This window comes from Shewanella loihica PV-4 (assembly GCF_000016065.1).
Lineage (GTDB): Bacteria > Pseudomonadota > Gammaproteobacteria > Enterobacterales > Shewanellaceae > Shewanella > Shewanella loihica.
The window spans coordinates 3,232,366-3,251,946 of record NC_009092.1 but is presented as its reverse complement, the minus strand read 5'-3'; the positions used below and the strand labels follow the sequence as shown (position 1 = coordinate 3,251,946).

The window sequence follows — 19,581 nt, the reverse complement described above, 5'->3', positions numbered from 1 at the left end:
ACTGCAACATAAAAGTTGCACACTTTCGGCCGTCCAAACCAATAACCAAGACGAACAAACGTCGAAAGGATTAAATGATGAACGTTTTTTGTAAAACACTACTCGCTTCTGCGCTAGCAACTGCCACTCTCGCTTCTGCACACGCTGCAGAGCCATTGACTGTTTACGGCAAACTAAACGTAACGGCTCAATCTAACGATGTAGATGGTGATGCAACGACGACTATTCAGAGCAACGCTTCTCGTTTTGGCGTGAAGGGTGCTTTCGAGCTGAGCAGCTCACTTGAAGCTTTCTACACTGTTGAGTATGAAGTGGACACAGGTGATGCGGCTAAGGAAAACTTCTTGGCTCGTAACCAGTTCGTTGGTTTAAAAGGTAACTTCGGTGCTTTCTCTGTGGGTCGTAACGACACCATGCTGAAGCAATCTCAAGGTAAAGTTGACCAGTTCAACGACCTGTCTGGTGACCTGAAGCACCTGTTCAAAGGTGAAAACCGTATCGAGCAGACTGCGACTTACATGACGCCTTCTTTCAGCGGTTTCAAAGTAGGTGTGACTTATGCTGCTGAAGGCGCTAGCTCACAGTATGGCCAAGACGGTTTCAGCGTTGCCGCTATGTACGGTGATGCTAAGCTGAAGAAGTCTCCTATCTTCGCTTCTATCGCTTACGACTCAGACGTTAAAGGCTATGAAGTTGTTCGCGCTACTGTTCAAGGTAAGATCGCTGGCCTGAAGATTGGTGGTATGTACCAGCAGCAGGAAGAGACTTACAAGAAAGACGGTACTGCCGTTGTTGGTGCTGACAGCAAGACAGGTTACCTGGTAAGTGCTGCTTACACTATCGATGCCGTAGTACTGAAGGCTCAGTACCAAGACATGGAAGACAAAGGTGATTCTTGGTCAGTGGGTGGTGACTACAAGCTAGGCAAGCCAACTAAACTGTTTGCCTTCTACACCAACCGTGATTTCGAAGGTGTTGACACTACCGATAAATTCTTCGGTCTGGGTCTAGAGCACAAGTTCTAAGTTATTGATAAATAACTTTCACTCGCCAGTCGAGTGCTGACTAAAGGGAGGCTTATGCCTCCCTTTTTGATGTAAGATTTATGACAAAATAAGCTGTTTTATGACAAACTAGCCCTGCGGTTTCATAATTTTGTAATAAAAAAGACCAATAATGAACACGTGGGAATTCACAGATAGAAGATCGCATATGACTGCTAGGATTTTGATAGTTGAAGATGAGCTGGCCATCCGAGAGATGTTAGCTTTTGTTTTAGAACAACATGGATTTACGACAACTACAGCAGAGGATTTCGACTCAGCATTGGATATGTTGTCAGAACCTTATCCAGATTTGGTGTTGCTCGATTGGATGTTCCCGGGCGGCAGTGGTATCCAGCTGGCCAAGAAACTGCGCCAGGATGAGTTTACCCGTCACATTCCCGTCATCATGCTGACGGCCCGTGGCGAAGAGGAAGACAAGGTGAAGGGGCTCGAAGTGGGCGCCGATGACTATATTACCAAGCCTTTCTCGCCCAAAGAGCTGGTGGCACGCATCAAGGCGGTAATGCGCCGCGCGGCACCAACGGCACTGGAAGAGCCGATAGACGTACAAGGATTGGTACTCGACCCTGTGAGCCACCGCGTGACAGTGGGCGATCAGGTACTGGAGATGGGCCCGACCGAGTTCAGGTTGCTCCATTTCTTCATGACCCATCCAGAGCGCGTCTACAGCCGTGAGCAGCTGTTGGACAATGTCTGGGGCACCAATGTGTATGTCGAAGACAGAACCGTCGATGTGCATATTCGTCGCCTGCGTAAGGCCGTCGAGCCATCGAATCACGACCGTTTGATACAAACCGTTCGTGGTGCCGGCTACCGTTTCTCGACCCGTCTCTAGGGCCAAATTTCTTTGTGGTTTAAGATTCATCTAAACAGGTTTTGATTGTATGGCTTGGGGTTTGCAATGACAGACTGCTAGCCGGCAAGAAAGCACAGACACTGTTTAGATGAACCCTAGGGGCCGCGCCTCTTGTGTCTTATTTATCAGCCATTCCATGTCTGTGTAGATCATTGCTTCAGACATGGACTGCTGGGGAAAAACGCAAAAGATCGCCGCAGAAACAAACAGCAAGGGTCGATAGATCCAGGCAAATTGATAGGCACAAGCGGCAATTTAAGCTATCTTGTGCCCATTCGCTTACTATGGCTTATCTATGTTTGATTCATATTCAGGGTATCAACTACTCACTCGATTAGTGATATATCTACTGCTCTGTCTTGCCGTTGGATTACTCATAAATCAGGTGCTGTGGATCATGTTGCTGGGCAGTATCGCCCTGCTCATTTGGCACTATAAACAGATCTCAAGACTCAACTATTGGCTGTGGCGCGATAAGCGACTGACGCCACCCAACGGCAGTGGCAGTTGGGAAGGGGTGTTCAACGGTATCTACCGTTTGCAGGGGAAAAACCGTAAACGTGTCAGCCAGCTCGCCTATCTTCTCGCCCGCTTCAGACAAGGGGCCGAGGCGCTACCCGATGCGGCCGTGGTGCTCGATTCAGAGAACAACATCGCCTGGTGTAACAAGCTTGCCCAGCTCATGTTAGGCCTGGTGTGGCCCCAGGATAACGGTCAGCGGATCGACAACCTTATCCGTCACCCCGACTTCTCCAAATACCTCAAGCAGGCCGATTTCGACGAGCCGTTCGAACTTATCGACACCCAGAGTGATAGCCGTATCTTAGAGATTCGTATCATGGGCTATGGTTCGGGGCAGCGGTTATTGATTGCCCGCGACATCACACGTATTCGCCAGCTTGAGGGGATGCGTAAGGAGTTTGTGGCCAACGTTTCTCACGAGCTCAAGACGCCGCTGACAGTATTGCAGGGTTACCTGGAGATGATGCAGGGGATGGCCGAGCCAGACTCGCCCAATGCCAAGGCGATGTCGCAGATGCAGCAGCAGACCAACCGTATGCGTTCCATGGTCGAGCAGCTGCTGGTGCTGTCGCGCATCGAAGATGGTAGCGCGGTAAACCTTGAGACCAAGGTGAACATGACAGTGCTCATGGAGACTCTCAAAGAGGAGGCGCAGGCGCTGGCCTTGGGGCAGTATGAACTGTCTATCGAGGCGGATCCCGGCCTGAATCTTTATGGCAGCGAGGTGCAGCTTCGTAGTGCCTGCTCTAACCTGGTGTCGAACGCCATTCGTTATACCGAGCCCGGCGGTAAGATCAGCATTCGCTGGAAACGTGTGCCTATGGGGGCCGAGTTTAGCGTGACCGATACCGGCGAGGGTATAGCGCCGCAGCATCTTACCCGTCTAACCGAGCGCTTCTACAGGGTCGATAGCGCCCGCTCGCGCCAGAGTGGCGGCTCGGGATTGGGCCTGGCCATCACCAAACACGCTTTGCATCATCACCAGAGCGATCTCACCATTGAGAGTAAGCTAGGGGTAGGTAGCCGCTTTAGCTTCATCATCCCTAATCATCTGCTCGACCTTTAGCGGTTTGATGTGAGGTATTAGACGGCTGAAGTTTGGTACTAGCCGTCTTGCAAAGCTTAAACGCCGTCGATAATGACGGCGTTTTTTATGGGCCTTATTTAATGGCGTCTAGGCTATGGAAATCGCCGCCACCCATGACGCAAACTTGACGATTTGATGTCAAACTTAATATGGCGACGCTAAAAAGCGCATTTGCGGCAATTTAATTTGTCATTGTCATCTAAGTGTCACATCACAGTCATAGACTTGTCACTGTTGCGATTGATACTGGCTGCAACTTAAATGAAACGAGTAAGCAAGTCCGCTTAACACTGGAGCATAGAATGAAACTTAAACAGCTTGTCGGTGCGGTGAGTTTAACAGCCGCTAGTGTATTCTCAGCAGCCTCTATGGCCGCTCTTGATCCATCACTGCCAACTTATGAAAAAACAAGTGGTGTATCAGGTAACCTATCTTCTGTAGGTTCAGACACTTTAGCCAACATGATGACCCTATGGGCGGAAGAGTACAAAGAAATGTACCCTAACGTTAACATTCAGATTCAAGCAGCGGGTTCATCTACTGCGCCACCAGCACTAACTGAAGGTACTTCACAGTTCGGTCCAATGAGCCGTAAGATGAAGCCTAACGAAATCGAAGCATTCGAAAAGCACTACGGTTACCAGCCAACTGCTATCCGTGTAGCAATCGATGCTCTTGCAGTATTCGTACACAAAGATAACCCAATCAAGGGTCTAAGCATCGAGCAGATCGACGGCATCTTCTCTGCAACACACAAGTGTGGCGGTAGCGATGTTCAACGTTGGGGCGATGTAGGTCTAGACGGTTCTTGGGCTGCTAAAGACGTGCAGCTATATGGTCGTAACTCAGTATCTGGTACTTACGGTTACTTCAAGAAGAAAGCACTTTGTAAGGGCGACTTCAAGGCTAACGTAAACGAGCAACCAGGTTCTGCATCAGTGGTTCAGTCTGTATCTCAATCACTTAACGCTATCGGTTACTCAGGTATCGGTTACAAGACAGCAGGCGTGAAAGCGGTTGCTATCGCTAAGAAAGGTACCAACTACATCGAAGCATCGGCTGCTAACGCTGCTGACGGTAGCTACCCACTATCACGTTACCTATACGTTTACGTGAACAAGCACCCTAACAAAGAGTTGGCACCACTCGAGCGTGAATTCCTACGCTTCGTACTGTCAAAGCAGGGTCAGCAAATCGTAATGAAAGACGGTTATGTACCACTACCACGTAGTGTGACTGCGAAAGACCTAGAAAAAGCTGGTATCCGTCTGTAAGACGACAGCTTGAACTGAAAAGGCCTCCTAGTGAGGCCTTTTTTGTCTTCAAATGAAGACGGTATTTTTGGTTGATTCTTGGTTGCATTCTTATTTGTTGAGTGTGTTTGAAGGGCTCACCTTCATGGCAATCTAACGCCTACCAGGCGGGGGGAATGTGGGAATGCTTTCGGGTTGTAGCGTTTGGCTGCTTGGGTATTTGCTATGGACTTGAAGGTTACACCTTCATGGCAATATAACGCCTGCCCGGCGGAGGAATGTGGGAATGCTTTCGGGTTGTAGCGTTTTGCTGCTTGGGTATTTGGTATGGACTTGAAGGTCACACCTTCATGGCTATCTAACGCCTGCCCGGCGGGGGTTGTGCAGATACGCCTGTGACACGCTGTGCGCCATCCCTGGCCGCTCTGCGGTTTCATCCCTGAAACCGAAGGTCACCGGCGTATCTACACTCGGTATCTAACGCTTCTTCGATTTGGCCGAGTTTGGGGCGAAAAGGGAATGAAAAAGCTGGTTTGGTTTTGCCCCGAAGTGAGTTGTTGGTCAGCCAGTAAATCGCAAACTTATTACTCAACAATTTCTTATCTAAGTCCTGTTTGTGCGATTCACCACAAGAAGCAGAAACTGGACAGATACACAGTCATATTTAAATTATGTGACTTTTGGGTGATTTTAAGTCTAAATTCGTGCGCGTTTTGCCGTTATTGGTAATATAACTCCCTTCAAAATCAAATGATTGCAATCCTTGTTAAGTAGATAATAGGTTTGGAAAACGCGCATGCGCGTTATTCCAGATGGATTACTTATATGAAAAGCGGCAAACTGTTGATAAGTTCATTACATACAGATAGTTAACTGTGCGCGTTTTCACTGGTCCAACGAGGTAAACGCGCATGCGCACTAATAAAATGTTAGGTTCATAAAATGACAATCGATCTATTTCGTAGGACGTATACAGAATTTTGGGATACCGTCGAGAGCGGCTCCATAGATGCCCTTTGTGACATGATGCCTTACGACTATAACGTAAATGGACAAGGGGGTATTTGGGGGTCTTTTGTTTCTGAGTTTACTAGGGAATTGCTCAATACAATTAATGGACTAGCCAGCCAAATTAACTCTCTAAATATTTGGCTAAATGTACTGAACAGCAAGCCTGATGATGAACAGTTTCCTCTTCGTTATGAATTCACAAGATTGCCACTCAACTACTGCCTACACAAACCAAGAGAATTCCGAGAAAGATTGATATTTTGCTTAAGTCACCTATGTCATCAAGCCGACACTCATACTCAGCCTGGATATCGAGACCGCCTGGAGCCTGACCACCGAATTGGTATAGATACCTTGCGCCGAGTAGCTTCCCCTTGGGCGTCCGCTTTAAATGCGCTTGAAGCAATATCTCAAATAAGTTCAAGCAATTTCGATCAAAGCACCGGGCAATTTAGAAATAGAACACAGCACCGAATACCTCCATCACTAGAGTATGGACATACCAATCTTGTCACGCGCAATCAAACTCCTAGTGGAGAAGTTAGCTATAGTTTTGGATTTTCAGAGCCCATAACTACTGAAGCAGCTCTGCCACTACTGATAGAGCAGTGGGAGCTAATGCGGTCTGGCTTCGAAAGGTATTGGCAAGTGGTAGAGGAGCAGAACTTAACAATACAACAAAGGCGGGCGCAGTGACCTGCGCCGCTTGTTGCTAACGTTAGACATGAAGACCATCGAGATCAGATATGGAAGAAATAGATAAAAGAATCGAGAATCTATACAATTTTTTAGGTTTGCTTGATGAGTGGACGGAGACACGTTCCAGCGAAGCCCGGTCAGCAATAAATCGAGCAAAAAGAGGTGTTCAAAGAGAGGTCATTGAGGCTGGATGTTTACATACTATGACGATCTCTCCTCCCCCTGCAGTGGGAGGGTTGGTTATGCAGAATGTTAACCCCTTCGACATGATTTTCGATAAAGTCTACCTTCGTAGTCTAAATCCGTATGTGCGGGATATGATTAACCAAACTATTGGTGTCCTAGAAGACAGAAAAAACAATCCGCAGGAAAATTTGCTCGATAGAAACGAGGCGCAGATGAAATTTCAAATCCAGCAAGGCTATGTGTTTGTGGCTATGCCTATCGGACCGGCAAATCCTTTCGATGATGTACTCGATGCTATAAAAGAAACTTGCCAGAAATGTGGGTTGAATGCAGAGAGGGTCGACGAGGCACAAGCGAATGAGCGAATCACAGATCGAATTCTTGAGTCCATTCAGAAAGCAGAATATGTAATTGTCGATCTAACTGAGTCTAGGCCGAATGTATTTTATGAAGCAGGTTATGCGCAAGGTATAGGAAAGCTACCAATTTATATTGCCAGAAAAGGAACCAATCTAGAGTTCGATCTTAAAGACTATCCAGTGATATTTTTCGATAGTTATAGAGATCTAAAAAGTGGGTTGGAAGCTAGGTTCAGAGGTTTAGCAGAGGCAAATGTTTAACCAAGAGATCAAATTCGCTCTCTGCGGTCGCCGGACGCTCGTTCCTCGCGCCGTTTATTGCGGGCGTTAACTCATAGAAATTTTTATCTGAAACTCACAAGTTAGAGTTAAGACTTTAACTCGAAAATGTCCAAGAATGTTTTTAAAGCTTGGCAGTGCAATAAGGTTAAATCGAAGAGACTATAGATACTGGTGTAAACACATTTGTGACCTTCCGAGGCATGGATGCCGAGGCAGAGCTCACATGGATGTGCTCGTAGCGTGTCACAAATGTGTTTGCACATAAGCCTGCCGCAGGCAATTCAAGACCTTGAAGGTAAACGCTACAGTCAGCGAAGTAAAAATCTCTACGGCAAGATGCTGCAAGCCCTAATGTCAGGCCCTTCATTAGAAGGTAAACGTCTGCAAATTCAGGATAAAAAAAAGCGACCCTGATGAGGTCGCTTAAGTTCCAAATTCGGAATCTAAGGATAGTTGCGCTAGAAACTATCTAAAGGGAATGATGATGAACGGTAAACACACTGATGATTAATTAAGACCTGTCACTGGGATAACTAATCGATGCAAATTCTGTTCATATTATCAGAGTGCTTTCATCGGGATTAGTTCAGAAAAATTCTTAAATATTTTCATCTTTTTTAAAAAACCTTATTAAATCAATTAAAAACTTCATGTTTAGTGCCATCTAAAGTAGGCTGGCCTGCTTATTCGTCACGCATCATTACAAGGGATAGCACACCGACATGAAGTTACACCAACTGGCCCCATCGTTGGCCATCTTGCCGTTAATTGTCTCATTGACCACTATGGCCGCCGCTGTTGAGCCAGTCGTCGATGCGGCGCCGGCTTCTAAGGCGGTTGCTAAAGCGGCCGTGCCTAAGGTGGAGATCCCCCGTACAGCTGTATTCGAGCTGACCGATCCCCTGAGCAAGCGCATCTATCCACTCTGGGTAAAGCTGCCGCGCTCTTATCAAGCCGATAGCACGAGACATTACCCCGTGGTCTATGTCTCCGATGCGCCCTATGCCTTTCAGATTGTCTCGGGCATGACCCGCTTTCCCATGAATAGCGGCAAGATGCGTGAGGCCATCATAGTCGGGCTTTCCTATGCAAAGGGGGACAAGGGGGCCCAGAGCCGGGTGCGTGACTATACCCCCTTTAACGATTCGAGCTGGAAGTTAACAACCGGCGGTGCCAGTCACTACGCCGATTATCTAGAGACTCAGGTGTTACCCTTCATGGCCGAGCATTATCGGGTAGATGACAAGGAGCGCACTTTCGTCGGCAACTCCCTCGGCGGCCTGCTTGGGGCCTATCTGCTACTGGAGAAGCCGAATCTGTTTGATAACTATGTGTTGGGCAGCCCCTCGGTGTGGTTTAACGGCGAGCAGCTGTTATCTCTAACGGCGAAGCCGAGAGCCGATGATAAACAGGCGCGGCGAGTGTTCCTGGCGGTCGGCGCGCTGGAGACACCTGCTAAGGCGGGGATGCAACACGACATGGTCGCTGGAGCGGATAAACTTGGTCGCCACCTAAGGCGCCAGCTGGGGGATAACTTGGTACTCGAGAGCCTCACCATAGCGGGGGCGCGCCACGAAACCGCCTTTCCCACCACGGCGAGCCAAGGCCTCTATTGGCTCCTGGCGCGCGATGGGGAAGGCAGTATTCAGTAGGAGGTTCGGCGTTAAGAGGCTTGTTTAGCGGTGCTGGTGGGCATTCAGCGTCTTAAGCCACGCCTGAAACTCTGCATCCATGCTGGTGCCCCACTGCTTTACCAATGCCTGATATCTCGGGTAGTCGCCCTTGCGGGTAAAGCCCAGCATGGTGTCTATCTTGTCTTTGTGATGCTCCATCATGAAGCGCACCGCCAGATAGCCCCAGCGATAGACGCGATCTGTGCCGCCGTTGTGCTCGTAACTGGTGTTAAACAATTCACTCAGCTCGAAGTGCTGTTTGGCGATGATGGCGATGGCCGCCGGGTTGTCGTCTCCCTGAGAGATATATTCCCCCAGCCCTTCGCTCCACCACACTAGGTGAGGCAGCAGCGGCGCCGGCTCAGGGCAATACTCGGGGGCGCTGTGGGAGTCGTGCAGCGAGGCGCAAAAATCGCCATAGAGATTGAAGTGGCCATCCAGGTAATGCACATACTCATGAGCCAGATTCCAGATCTGTCCGTTGCGCTCATAGGCGACAAACTCTGCCTGATTTCCTGCCAGGTGGGGGAGCCCCTCCAGGAACATGCCGCCGTTGTCGCTTGGCACGTCGAAATGCGCCGTGACATAGCGAGTATAGTCGTCGCGGCTGTGGTAGACGTTGGCGCGCATACGTTGATTGTTGTCATTGGCGACCGGCTTGCCTTGGGTGCCAAACAGCTGGTGGAACTTGGCTTCCTGCTTCTGCATCAGGGCGCAGGCCTGGGTTATCTGCTCCTGGGTGAGCGCCTGGGAGCGAATGGTGATGGTGGGACTGCAGTCGTGGTTTTGGCTTAAGACAGCTTGCAAGGGCGCAACGGGCGAGGTTTCGCCTGCCTGCAGGGCGAAGCTGGTCAGCAGGGGCAGGGCCGCCGTACCGAGACGCATGAGAGATGAATGGGACACAGAGGTTTCCTTATTGTTATTTTTGTATAAAATATCCAGATTGTTTCACCTTCATTCGTTGAAGTCAATTTCTACGCAGATTGTATAGGCGGTTCGTATAAGCTGTTTGCTTGGCCCGTTTGTAAAAGCCATTTGTTTGAGCCAATCGCCTTAGGCTTTATTTAGTCAGGTCGCTCTATCGGGTGGCCATGACATTCTTGGCCTGCGGGACTAAAATGGCACCAGCCCTACATCATAAAAAAGGAATCCTTGTGGTCACTCAGTGGGATAATCAACAAGATCATCATTCATTTGCCAATGTGGACGCCCTGCGGGTCACGCATTTGAGCCTGGCCCTCGAGGTCGATTTTGCGGCGCAGCAACTCATAGGTTGCGCCCGGCTTAACTTAGATTATCGCGAGCAAGATTGCCGTATCCTCTACTTAGATACCCGCGACCTCACCATCACCAGTGTGCTGGACGAGGCTGGCAATGCCTTGGTTTACCGAGTGGATGAGCAAGATGTGGTGCGCGGTCAGCGACTGGCGATCGAACTGAGCTCGCCAAGTAAACAGGTCACAGTGCATTATCACACCTCGCCCTCGGCCCAGGGCCTGCAGTGGCTGTCACCTGAGCAGACCAGCGGTAAGCAGTTGCCATTTCTCTTCAGTCAGTCGCAGCCGATCAACGCCCGCAGCTGGATCCCTCTGCAAGACAGCCCCAAGGCGAGAATTACCTTCGATGCCAAGATCACTGTGCCGCCTGGGATGCGCGCCGTGATGAGCGCCATGAACCACGGCGATGCGCCGTTAACGGGTGAATTTAGCTTCGAGATGGAAAAGCCTATCCCGACCCATCTGCTGGCGATTGCCGTTGGGGATCTGCACTTTGGCGCCATAGGCCCGCGCACTGGCGTGTATGCCGAGCCCGAGGTGCTATCTGCGGCGGTGAAGGAGTTTGAAGATACCGAGAAGATGGTGGAGATCGCCGAGTCCCTGCTAGGCCCCTATGCCTGGGATCGCTACGACATGCTTATCCTACCGCCTAGCTTTCCCTTCGGCGGCATGGAAAACCCACGACTCGCCTTTATGACCCCCACACTGATCGCTGGCGATAAGAGCCTGGTCTCAACTGTCGCCCACGAGCTGGCCCACTCTTGGACCGGCAATCTGGTGAGTAACGCCACCTGGCGGGATCTCTGGCTCAACGAAGGCTTTACCACCTATTTCACCAATCGTATCGTCGAGGCCGTGTATGGCAAGGAGCTGGCCGAACTGGAGGTCGTGTTGGAATATGGCCGCCTCAAGGAGGAGTTGGTGAGCATGCCACTCGAGGCGCAGACCCTGCCGGCCAATGTGCAGGCGGGTGACCCTAACGATGCCTTTAACCGCTTCACCTATGACAAGGCCTCCATGTTTGTTCACGAGCTGGAGCATCGTCTGGGGCGTGAGGCCTTCGACCGTTTCCTGTTCGAGTATGTGAATCATTTTGCCTTCGAGGCGATCACTACTGAAACCTTCGTCGATTACGCCAGACAGACACTGCTTGTTCAGTATGGCGATAAGATAACCGAGGCCGAGTTGCTCGAGTGGGTCTATGGCGAGGGGATGCCCGCCTGGTTCGTGCCGCCTAGCTCAGACAGCCTGGAGAAGGTCGATGCCCTACGCGCCGCCTGGCTCGGTGGCGAGCCTATCAATAAGGCCAACACGGCCAATTGGCGGGTGCACCACTGGCAGTATTTCCTAAATAGCCTGCCCGAGGTGCTCGAGCAAGAGGCGTTGATCGACTTGGATACCAGCTTCGATTTCAGCCGCAGCACTAATGCCGAGATCGCCTGTGACTGGTATCGGGTCGCCATACGTAATCATTACGATCCCGTACTGCCCTTCGTCGAGGCTTATCTGATGAAAATAGGGCGGGGGAAGTTTGTGCGTCCCCTGTATAACGAGTTGCTGCTGGCCGGATATGGCGAGGAGCTGCGTCGCATCTATCAGAAGGCGAGGGCGGGTTATCATCCTTCGCTGTCGGTGCAGCTGGATAAGCAGCTATTGCAGTAAGACAGATCGCTTTCAGTAGAACGAAAGAAGCAGGATAAAAAAATGGCAACCCAAGGGGTTGCCACAACTATCTATTTGGAGAAAGAAATCTGTGCGCTAGCGAAATTTCTTGCCTCCTGAGACCAACTCAGTCTCGAAGGGAGATGATGAACAAACAATGATGAAAATCTGTTACATCTCTTCAGAGTCACCAATACCGAGTTAGTTCCCCACGTCGCGACAATTAATTAAAAAATTTTCGAAAAAGGCCGATTTTTCCCGTTAGCTTGGAAGCTAGGCGCTAAAGCGTCTAAACAGGCAAAAAAAAATGGCAACCAAAGGTTGCCATGAATCAAATAAGTGTCGAGTCATAAACCTCAATGCGCTAGCGAGGTAGATGCTCTTGGGACCTAGAGGGTCACCAAAGCGAGATGATGATGAACAATGTAACTTGAGCCAGGTAAGCTTACCGAATCATTCGTTAGCTAAATTACCCAACCCGCTAATCCGTTCACTTATTCAGAGTCTCCCTTAGCAGTTAAGTTCAATAAAGCTTGTAAAAAATTCAAATTTTTTTCCTATCCGTCGCCAAAGGGGCAATTTTAACCTTTTAGTATAGATGTCAGGTTGTCATCTTGCCGTCGGGAATAGGCATAAATTGCTCCGGGTGTTGAGCAGGAAGCTGTGGGAATTTGAATTCTAATAGATTGATATGGATGATTTTTATAAAAAAAGGCAACCAAGGAGGTTGCCTGTCGATCCATCTAGATCTAGGGGGACTGCGCTAGAAGTCCCAGGGAGAATGATGAACATGAAAAAGCAAATCTTCGCGTTCAATAATTGGAGTTTTCAAACGTTGAAAAGTTCAAAAAATAACCAAAAATGTTTAAAAATATTTCCAACATTCTCCTATCTATTTGGATTGGCTCACTAAAGCAGCGATTTTTTCTGCCAAAGATTCAGGTTTTGTGGTGGGAGCGAAGCGTTCCAGTACACATCCGTGTCCGTCGACCAGGAACTTGGTGAAGTTCCATTTGATCGATTCGCTGCCAAGCACCCCCTTGGCCTCGCGCTTGAGGTAACGATACAGAGGATGAGCCTTGTCGCCGTTTACCTCTATCTTGGCAAAGAGCGGGAAGCTGACGCCAAAGTTAAGCTCGCAGAACTGACTGATCTCGCTCTCATCCCCCTGCTCCTGCTGACCAAACTGGTTGCAGGGGAAGCCGAGCACGGCAAAACGCTCAGGGCCGAACTGCTCATACAGCGCCTGTAGCGCCTGATATTGAGGGGTGAATCCACATTTGCTGGCCGTGTTGACGATAAGCAGTACCTTACCTTTGTAATCCGCCATCGGCTGGGTGCTGCCATCGATGCGGGTGAGTGAAAAATCGTAAATCGACATAATAGGCTCCTCCTGATGATGCTATAAGCCTAGCAATAAATTAGATTGTGCGCAATTTAAATTGCAGTTTCGAGGTGAATGAGCTCGCAAGGGCCTAACCTGCTGCGGGTCGGCATCGAGCAGGCTTAGGTGACCTTTGTGTCTGACTCGATGAGCTTGTAAGTTCTATGGGGTGAATATGCAGCAAGTTTGTTAATAATGCCTTTAAAAACAATTTGATGAAGCATATTTAATGGTGAGTAAAAATACAGTCTGATACCCTCTTGGCCGAATAAAAACCGCATTTTAAGGGGTGAAGATGAAAACCAAATTTGCGCTACTGCTCTTAGGCACCTTGAGCCTCACGGCCCAGGCCAACGACTTTAATCTTGGAATAAATGATGATGTGATCTCTACGGATCTGCAGATGGATCTTAATCCGTCGGCCAATCTGGTGATGGGGTATCTATATTCCAATCACGAGGGGCACACTGTCTCGGCCGCGGCCCATATGAGTCACGATGCCGGGGCGCATCACTTCGAGGTTGGCCCTAAGTTTTCCCACTATTGGGCTAAAAATAGCAGTAACGGCAGCGTGGTGGCGATCGGTGGTCGTTACTCGTTGGATCTGGGCTCAAACATTGCCCTTAAGACCTCGGCCTACTATGCGCCTTCCGTGCTGAGTTTCGGCAGTGTCGATGGCCAGTACGAGCTGGATGGCAAGATCCAGTTTCAGGTTAATCCAAGCCTGGGACTGTTTGCCGGCTACCGTAACATACGCCTGCAATACGATAATCGCCCCGATAACACCTTCGACAGTGGCTTCTATATCGGCGCCAGTGCTCACTTCTAATCGGCGATTAGCTGCTCGGCAATTTGGGTGAGCACGGCTTTACGCTCACCCAAGCTTTCATCTGAGCTAGGTATTTACTCAAGAGTGGCTAGCGCCAGATCTCTTCGTCAAACTCGTCATCATGGTCATAACGCTTTGGCTGGTTTGCCTGATGGCGACGTCTCTGCTTGCTACGCTTGTTGCGTAGCTTATCCTGGGCATCAAATTCCCAAGTGGGTGTCTGCTCCGATGCCATCTCAAATTCATCATAGTGTGACATGATCTCACCTGTCGCTTGTGACTTATCTTATGTTACGAATCTTCTGTGATTAATCTTTTGTGGCTAAATTTCAGCGACTAATCTGCTGAGGCCAGCCTCTTGTCATTAATCAAGTCGAAGTCGCATGGTAAGAAGCAAAGATGACGCTTAGGTGACAGAGATGAGACGAACAGGTGACACGTGCGCCGCCAGATCACGGAGCAAGAGCCCTGAGCCAGTGCGGTGAGCCAGAGCACGGAGCCAGCGCACGGAGAAAGCGCACGCCGCAAGAGTGCGGCGCTGCGTGTTGAGAGATGGGAAGACTATTCGCCCTGGCGGATCATCTTAGCGACAAACATGCCGTCGCTATCAGCCTGATAGGGCAGTACCGTCAGCATCTGTGTGACCTCATTGGTGAAAGGATGGGTCAGTGTCTGCAGGCTGAAGTCGGGTCGTTTGGCCAGGAAGGCTTCGACCACCTCTTGGTTTTCTACCGGGCTGATAGAGCAGGTGGCGTAGACCAGGACGCCGCCGGGTCTTACCGCCTCACAGGCACGGCTTAATATATCCAGCTGCAGGCTCGCCTTGTCTGTGATTGCACTGGCGTCATCCAGCCAGCGCATATCCGGGTTGCGTCGCCAGGTGCCGGTGCAGCTACAGGGGGCATCGACCAGCACGCCGTCGAAATAACCGGCGGCAACCGGCAAGGCATCCGACTGCCAGGGCTGGGTGCTGATCTGACTAAAACCGGCGCGCTTGGCACGCTTTGTGAGTTCTTCGAGCGGTTTACGGCGAATGTCAGAGGCGACCACGCTGCCGCTGGCCTCGCTATCTTGCTGCAACATGAGCGAGCGCAGCTGCAGACTCTTACCACCGGCGCCGCTACAGGCGTCCCACCAAGTTTCATCGGCCTTGGGCGCGCAGATATTGCCTATCACCTGAGAGCCGAGATCCTGGATCTCCAGCTTGCCTTCGTTATAGAGTGCCACGGCGTTGAGGTTGATGCTCTTATGGCCAAGGTTGATGGCATCTTTGAAGTAGTCGCTGCCGCTTGCCTCTATCTCTTGCTGTGCCAACTTGGCCTTGGCCTTAGCCAGGGAGATCCCCTGCAGACGACCCCAGATAGGTGGGCGGCTGCTCAGGCTGCTTACTAAGCGCTCTTGTATCTCAAGGTCTTGGTCGAAATGGGCCCAGAACCAGTCCGGCGCCAGTGCGGTCAAGGGGAAGACTTGAGCTGGGAAAGCGGCTTCTAGTATGGCCTGCTTGAACTTAAGAGCGTCAGTGTCTGAGCCAGAGTCTGTATGAGCATTTATTGCTGGCTCATCGAGTTCGGCAAACCCGCGCCAGGCCGAGACGATATCCAGCCAGGGATGAGCCTCCAGGGCGGCGGTCATGGCCAGCTGGGCAAACCACTGCTGGGTGATCGCCTGCTGGCTGTCGTCCTTTAACGGGATTAACTTGAGCCAGCCATGCCAGCGAAACAGGCCAAACAGGGTTTCGCGGATCACTCGCCTGTCTTTGGAGCCATGTTTCTTATGGGCGCGAAAATAGTCGGCCAGGATGCGGTCCCCCGGCAGCTTACTCTGCAGCGTCTGACAAAACAGCTGGTGAATGGTCAGGCTGTAACTCAGGGCGCGTTTCTCGGCGCCGCTCTGGGCGTTTAGCGCCTGATGAAGCTGCTCGCTGCCAATGCTGGCGACCGCCAGAGGAGCCTTGCTGGAGGTGGTTGCCGAAGTTGTGGAGTCGCCCATGAGTGTATGCCTAAGCTGAGATCTGTTTCTGAGGGCGCAAGTTTACCAGATGTCGGCATATTTGCTACCGCCGAGGCACGCGAAACGCCCCATGAAACCTTGGTTCTTGTCGCCACGCTCGCCTCATTCACACCGGCAGGTTATACCAATCACAGTAAGTATGTGATCAGAAATAGCGCAGGAAAAACGCTTGAGAACAAAGCAGGATTTTTAGATAAGTAGCTACTCTACAATTAAAAATGCTAATACAGTTATCGAGCGTTTTAACAAGCTAGAATGATCAATTACTTATTACGATTGGTATTAAGTTCGCCAGATGTCGAAAATCTGCAATAGCGCGAATCAGATGCTGGGTATCCTGATGCTACCCGACTATCGGAGGAACCCAAATGAGTACAAGTATCGATTACATGACACTAGCGCCAGAGGCCCTGGGCATCTTATACAGCCAAGAAAACTATCTAAAGCAGGTATTTAGTGACCATGAGAAGTTGGGGCTGGCGGAGCTTGAGCTGTTGAAACTGCATATCTCTCAGGTGAATGGCTGCGCCTTCTGTATTGAGATGCACACTAAGCTCGCCTTGGAGCTGGGCGTTAGCCTGGATAAGATAGTCGGTCTCAGTGCCTGGCGTGGTCTACCCTATTACAGCGAGGCGGAGCGTGAGGCGCTCGCCTGGGCCGAGCAGCTGGCATTGCCGCACATTTCTATCGAGGCCCGTGAACAAGCGCGGCGCTATTTTGGCGACAAGCTGTTGGTCGATTTGACCTTGGGGATCAACGCGATCAATAGTTGGAATCGTCTCTGTAAGGCGCTCAAGCCTAGCCTTATCTAGGCAGACAGGTTTGAGACGAGAATTTAAAGGGAGCAAACGTGACCAGCGACTTAGACTTTCACCTCTTCTGCCCTAAGGGCGCGCTGTCTGACTTAGTTCAGGGGATCTGGTCAGTCTCGCGCCCGGCAGAGGCCGATGAGTTGCATGCCTGGCTCCATAGCGATGCGGCCAGCGGCCTGCTGATTAATCTCGGTGCGCCGCTGGGTTATGACGAGCAGGAGGTGCCTGCCGGAGTCTATCTCCTGCCCGTCAACAAGCAGACCACCAGGGTGACGCTGCCGCCTGGCGCCTTGGCCGTTGGCGTGCGTTTCCTGCCCGGCGCTGGGCGGGCCTGGATGATGGAGCGTTTCGCCTTCGAGCAGGGAAGGGAGGCCATTACGCCGCTCACTTATCATGCAGAACTCATGGCCTTGGCGGCATCGCTGCGCGCATGTCGTGGCCATCGTCAGCGGTTAAGCCTGACTTATCGTTGGCTGCGAGCCAACCAGACGCTAAACCAGCCATTGCCACGAGTGATCAACGAGGTATTGCAGGCGCTAGACAGGCCCGATGCCGACATGACGGCCTTTGAGAATGGGGTCATGAGTCAGCGCCAGATAGAGAGGTATTTTCGCCGTTATCTCGAGATGACGCCCAAATATTATCAGCGGCTGATGCGGGCGAGGCAGACCCTGCAGGCCTTGAAACTCTCTCCCCTGGCGCCCCTTGCCGATATCGCCTTGGAGCTTGGCTTTGCCGATCAGGCCCATATGACCCGGGAGCTGAAACAGCTGATTAAGATCACCCCCAAGCGTTATCGCCAGTTGCTGACTCAAGGCGCCGGTTAAGGCTCAGTGCCCCAAGCCTTCGTCGGCTTGCAAGCGTTCTGCTAACCCCATCTTTCTCGATATTTAAAAAACCTCAGCATAGATAAGCCCTTGGCATTAGTGCAAAAGCAGAGCAAGTGATAAGCTTGTATTGCTTTTTTGCTAATAGAGCATGAGTCTGGAAATTATTTCTGGTATGGTGCGGCTGAAACGAGAGGAGATTATGGAAAAGTACGAACAACTACTGATTTCGCTGCGCCGCGTGATCCGCGCCATCGATATACATTCTCGGCAGCTCAACAAGCAATCTGGCCTCACCGGACCGCAGCTGATGGTGATGCAGACCATTGCCGCCTACGACCGTCCGCTGGCCAAGGAGATCGCCCAGGAAGTGGCGCTCAGCCCTGCCACGGTGGCCACCATTATCGATCGCCTCGAGGCGAGGGACCTAGTGGTGAGAACCCGTAGCGTGTCAGACAAGCGCAAGTGGCACCTGTCTCTCAGCGAGGCGGGCATCGAGATCTTAAAGGCCGCCCCTAAGCCGCTGCAGGATCACTTTATCAAGCGTTATCAAAACCTTGAAGACTGGGAGCAGAGCCAGTTGCTCTCGTCCGTCGAGCGTATCGCCTCCATGATGGATGCCCAGGAGCTGGATGCGGCACCTGTACTCCTGGTGGGGCAGATCCAGGCGGAAGAGTAATTGGTGTTGGGCGCGCCGCTACAAGACTCAGCATTACCGGGAGCAGGAGTGTCAGATTCACCCTTGCCAGACTCTGAAACGTCAGCAGCGGCCGAGTTCAAGGTGGATAATTGCGCCTTGGTACTCGAAGGTGGTGGCCTGCGCGCCATCTATACTGCGGGCGTGCTCGATGCCTTCTTGGCCGCGGGGATCCATTTTCAGTATCTGGTGGGGGTATCCGCCGGCGCCATCTATCCTGCCTCCTATCTGTCGCGTCAGATGGGGCGTAACCTCACCATCCAACAAAATTTTCTTGCCGACAAGCGCTACATGGGGCTCAAGCACCTGCTGCGCACCGGTAACTATGTCAACACTGACTTTACCTACCGCCGCATGGCCCACGAGCTGGTGCCCTATGATTTCGACGCCTTCGCCAGTAGCGAGGCCGAGTTCAAGGTGGGCGCCTTTAACTGCCTGACCGGTGAGACCGACTTCTTCGGTATGGCGGACTTTGCCGATCACGACACCTTTCTCGAGGTGCTTATCGCCTCCAGCAGCCTGCCGTTTATCTCAAAACCTACCTTCATCGACGGCACGCCCTATCTCGATGGCGGCATAGGGGCGCCGATCCCGCTGGCACAGGCCCGTGAAGATGGCTACAAGCGCCAGGTGGTGATTCTGACCCAGGAGCAGGACTATCGTAAATCGGCCTTCAAGGCCAAATGGTTGGCGAAGCGTCTCTATCGCCGCTATCCCAAGGTGGCCAGTGCCTTGCTCGCCCGCCATCAAGTCTACAATCAGGCGCTCGATGATTTGACCAAGGCCCAGGCCGATGGCAGTGCCCTAGTGCTGCAGCCCGCCACGCCGCTGGGGCTGTCGCGTCTGGAGCGGGACGTGAGTAAGGTCGAGGCCGTCTACCGCCGTGGCCTCAGCGAGGGTGAAGCCTTTATTCCAAGCCTGTTGGCCTTTATCGAAAACTGCTAACTCTTCGCCGTCTGTTGCGATTCGTGTTCACTCAGGTGTGGGTCAACCTGTCTTAACCTTGCAGCCTTAACCTTGTTCCTTTTGCTTGTTTAAGCCTCCGCTTTAATCCGCGCAGCTCTTTAGTCTCATGACTCCTGTTTCAG

Annotated in this window: 18 protein-coding genes; 14 read left to right on the top strand and 4 right to left on the bottom strand. The window is 51.3% G+C overall.

All coding sequences use genetic code 11. From position 1 onward, the window contains the following. The first annotated feature begins 74 nt into the window (after positions 1 to 74). From SHEW_RS14205 to SHEW_RS14180, 7 genes are all read left to right on the top strand, one after another. Positions 75 to 1,025, top strand: a complete 951-nt coding sequence (locus tag SHEW_RS14205; protein WP_011866547.1) for a porin — start codon at positions 75 to 77, stop codon at positions 1,023 to 1,025. Positions 1,026 to 1,212: 187 nt separating this feature from the next. Further along, a complete protein-coding gene (gene phoB / locus SHEW_RS14200) occupies positions 1,213 to 1,902 on the top strand; it encodes a phosphate regulon transcriptional regulator PhoB (RefSeq protein WP_041406681.1) in 690 nt (229 codons plus the stop codon). A 316-nt stretch (positions 1,903 to 2,218) separates the two neighbouring features. Then, positions 2,219 to 3,511, top strand: a complete 1,293-nt coding sequence (gene phoR, locus SHEW_RS14195) for a phosphate regulon sensor histidine kinase PhoR (RefSeq protein ID WP_011866545.1) — start codon at positions 2,219 to 2,221, stop codon at positions 3,509 to 3,511. A gap of 323 nt (positions 3,512 to 3,834) precedes the next feature. Then, positions 3,835 to 4,806, top strand: coding sequence for a PstS family phosphate ABC transporter substrate-binding protein (locus SHEW_RS14190; RefSeq protein WP_011866544.1), 972 nt, complete (start codon positions 3,835 to 3,837; stop codon positions 4,804 to 4,806). A gap of 921 nt (positions 4,807 to 5,727) precedes the next feature. Beyond that, complete coding sequence (locus tag SHEW_RS20725) at positions 5,728 to 6,492, top strand: hypothetical protein (protein WP_150099970.1); 765 nt, start codon at positions 5,728 to 5,730, stop codon at positions 6,490 to 6,492. 50 nt (positions 6,493 to 6,542) lie between these two features. Beyond that, complete coding sequence (locus tag SHEW_RS14185; protein WP_011866542.1) at positions 6,543 to 7,301, top strand: hypothetical protein; 759 nt, start codon at positions 6,543 to 6,545, stop codon at positions 7,299 to 7,301. A gap of 743 nt (positions 7,302 to 8,044) precedes the next feature. Then, complete coding sequence (locus SHEW_RS14180) at positions 8,045 to 8,974, top strand: alpha/beta hydrolase (RefSeq protein WP_011866541.1); 930 nt, start codon at positions 8,045 to 8,047, stop codon at positions 8,972 to 8,974. 24 nt (positions 8,975 to 8,998) lie between these two features. Here SHEW_RS14180 and SHEW_RS14175 read toward each other — a convergent pair whose 3' ends face one another. Beyond that, positions 8,999 to 9,880, bottom strand: coding sequence for a collagenase (locus SHEW_RS14175; protein ID WP_011866540.1), 882 nt, complete (start codon positions 9,878 to 9,880; stop codon positions 8,999 to 9,001). Between the two features lie 233 nt (positions 9,881 to 10,113). Between SHEW_RS14175 and SHEW_RS14170 the strand changes: the two genes are divergently transcribed. Next, positions 10,114 to 11,934, top strand: a complete 1,821-nt coding sequence (locus tag SHEW_RS14170; RefSeq protein WP_011866539.1) for a M1 family metallopeptidase — start codon at positions 10,114 to 10,116, stop codon at positions 11,932 to 11,934. An 892-nt stretch (positions 11,935 to 12,826) separates the two neighbouring features. On the opposite strand, the gene SHEW_RS14165 is transcribed toward SHEW_RS14170, so the two are convergent. After that, entirely contained in the window at positions 12,827 to 13,315 is a 489-nt protein-coding gene (locus tag SHEW_RS14165) for a glutathione peroxidase (protein ID WP_011866538.1), read from the bottom strand. Positions 13,316 to 13,613: 298 nt separating this feature from the next. On the opposite strand from SHEW_RS14165, the gene SHEW_RS14160 reads away from it, so the two are divergent. Further along, a complete protein-coding gene (locus tag SHEW_RS14160) occupies positions 13,614 to 14,147 on the top strand; it encodes a YfaZ family outer membrane protein (RefSeq protein WP_011866537.1) in 534 nt (177 codons plus the stop codon). Between the two features lie 88 nt (positions 14,148 to 14,235). On the opposite strand, the gene SHEW_RS20850 is transcribed toward SHEW_RS14160, so the two are convergent. Beyond that, complete coding sequence (locus SHEW_RS20850; protein WP_190272391.1) at positions 14,236 to 14,406, bottom strand: hypothetical protein; 171 nt, start codon at positions 14,404 to 14,406, stop codon at positions 14,236 to 14,238. Positions 14,407 to 14,708: 302 nt separating this feature from the next. Continuing rightward, positions 14,709 to 16,136, bottom strand: a complete 1,428-nt coding sequence (locus SHEW_RS14155) for an RsmB/NOP family class I SAM-dependent RNA methyltransferase (protein ID WP_011866536.1) — start codon at positions 16,134 to 16,136, stop codon at positions 14,709 to 14,711. A 6-nt stretch (positions 16,137 to 16,142) separates the two neighbouring features. Here SHEW_RS14155 and SHEW_RS20720 point away from each other — a divergent pair, with 6 nt between their 5' ends. The 5 genes from SHEW_RS20720 to SHEW_RS14135 all read left to right on the top strand — a co-directional run bounded on the left by SHEW_RS20720 (position 16,143) and on the right by SHEW_RS14135 (position 19,438). Continuing rightward, positions 16,143 to 16,358 (top strand): hypothetical protein, encoded by a 216-nt coding sequence (locus tag SHEW_RS20720; RefSeq protein ID WP_150099969.1) that lies wholly within the window; start codon positions 16,143 to 16,145, stop codon positions 16,356 to 16,358. 167 nt (positions 16,359 to 16,525) lie between these two features. Further along, the gene (locus SHEW_RS14150; protein WP_011866535.1) at positions 16,526 to 16,969 is read left to right on the top strand and encodes a carboxymuconolactone decarboxylase family protein; all 444 of its coding nucleotides are present in this window, start codon (positions 16,526 to 16,528) and stop codon (positions 16,967 to 16,969) included. Between the two features lie 38 nt (positions 16,970 to 17,007). Then, complete coding sequence (locus SHEW_RS14145) at positions 17,008 to 17,796, top strand: AraC family transcriptional regulator (RefSeq protein WP_011866534.1); 789 nt, start codon at positions 17,008 to 17,010, stop codon at positions 17,794 to 17,796. A gap of 202 nt (positions 17,797 to 17,998) precedes the next feature. Then, entirely contained in the window at positions 17,999 to 18,475 is a 477-nt protein-coding gene (locus SHEW_RS14140) for a MarR family winged helix-turn-helix transcriptional regulator (RefSeq protein ID WP_011866533.1), read from the top strand. 102 nt (positions 18,476 to 18,577) lie between these two features. Continuing rightward, complete coding sequence (locus SHEW_RS14135) at positions 18,578 to 19,438, top strand: patatin-like phospholipase family protein (RefSeq protein WP_041407354.1); 861 nt, start codon at positions 18,578 to 18,580, stop codon at positions 19,436 to 19,438. Positions 19,439 to 19,581 lie beyond the last annotated feature (143 nt).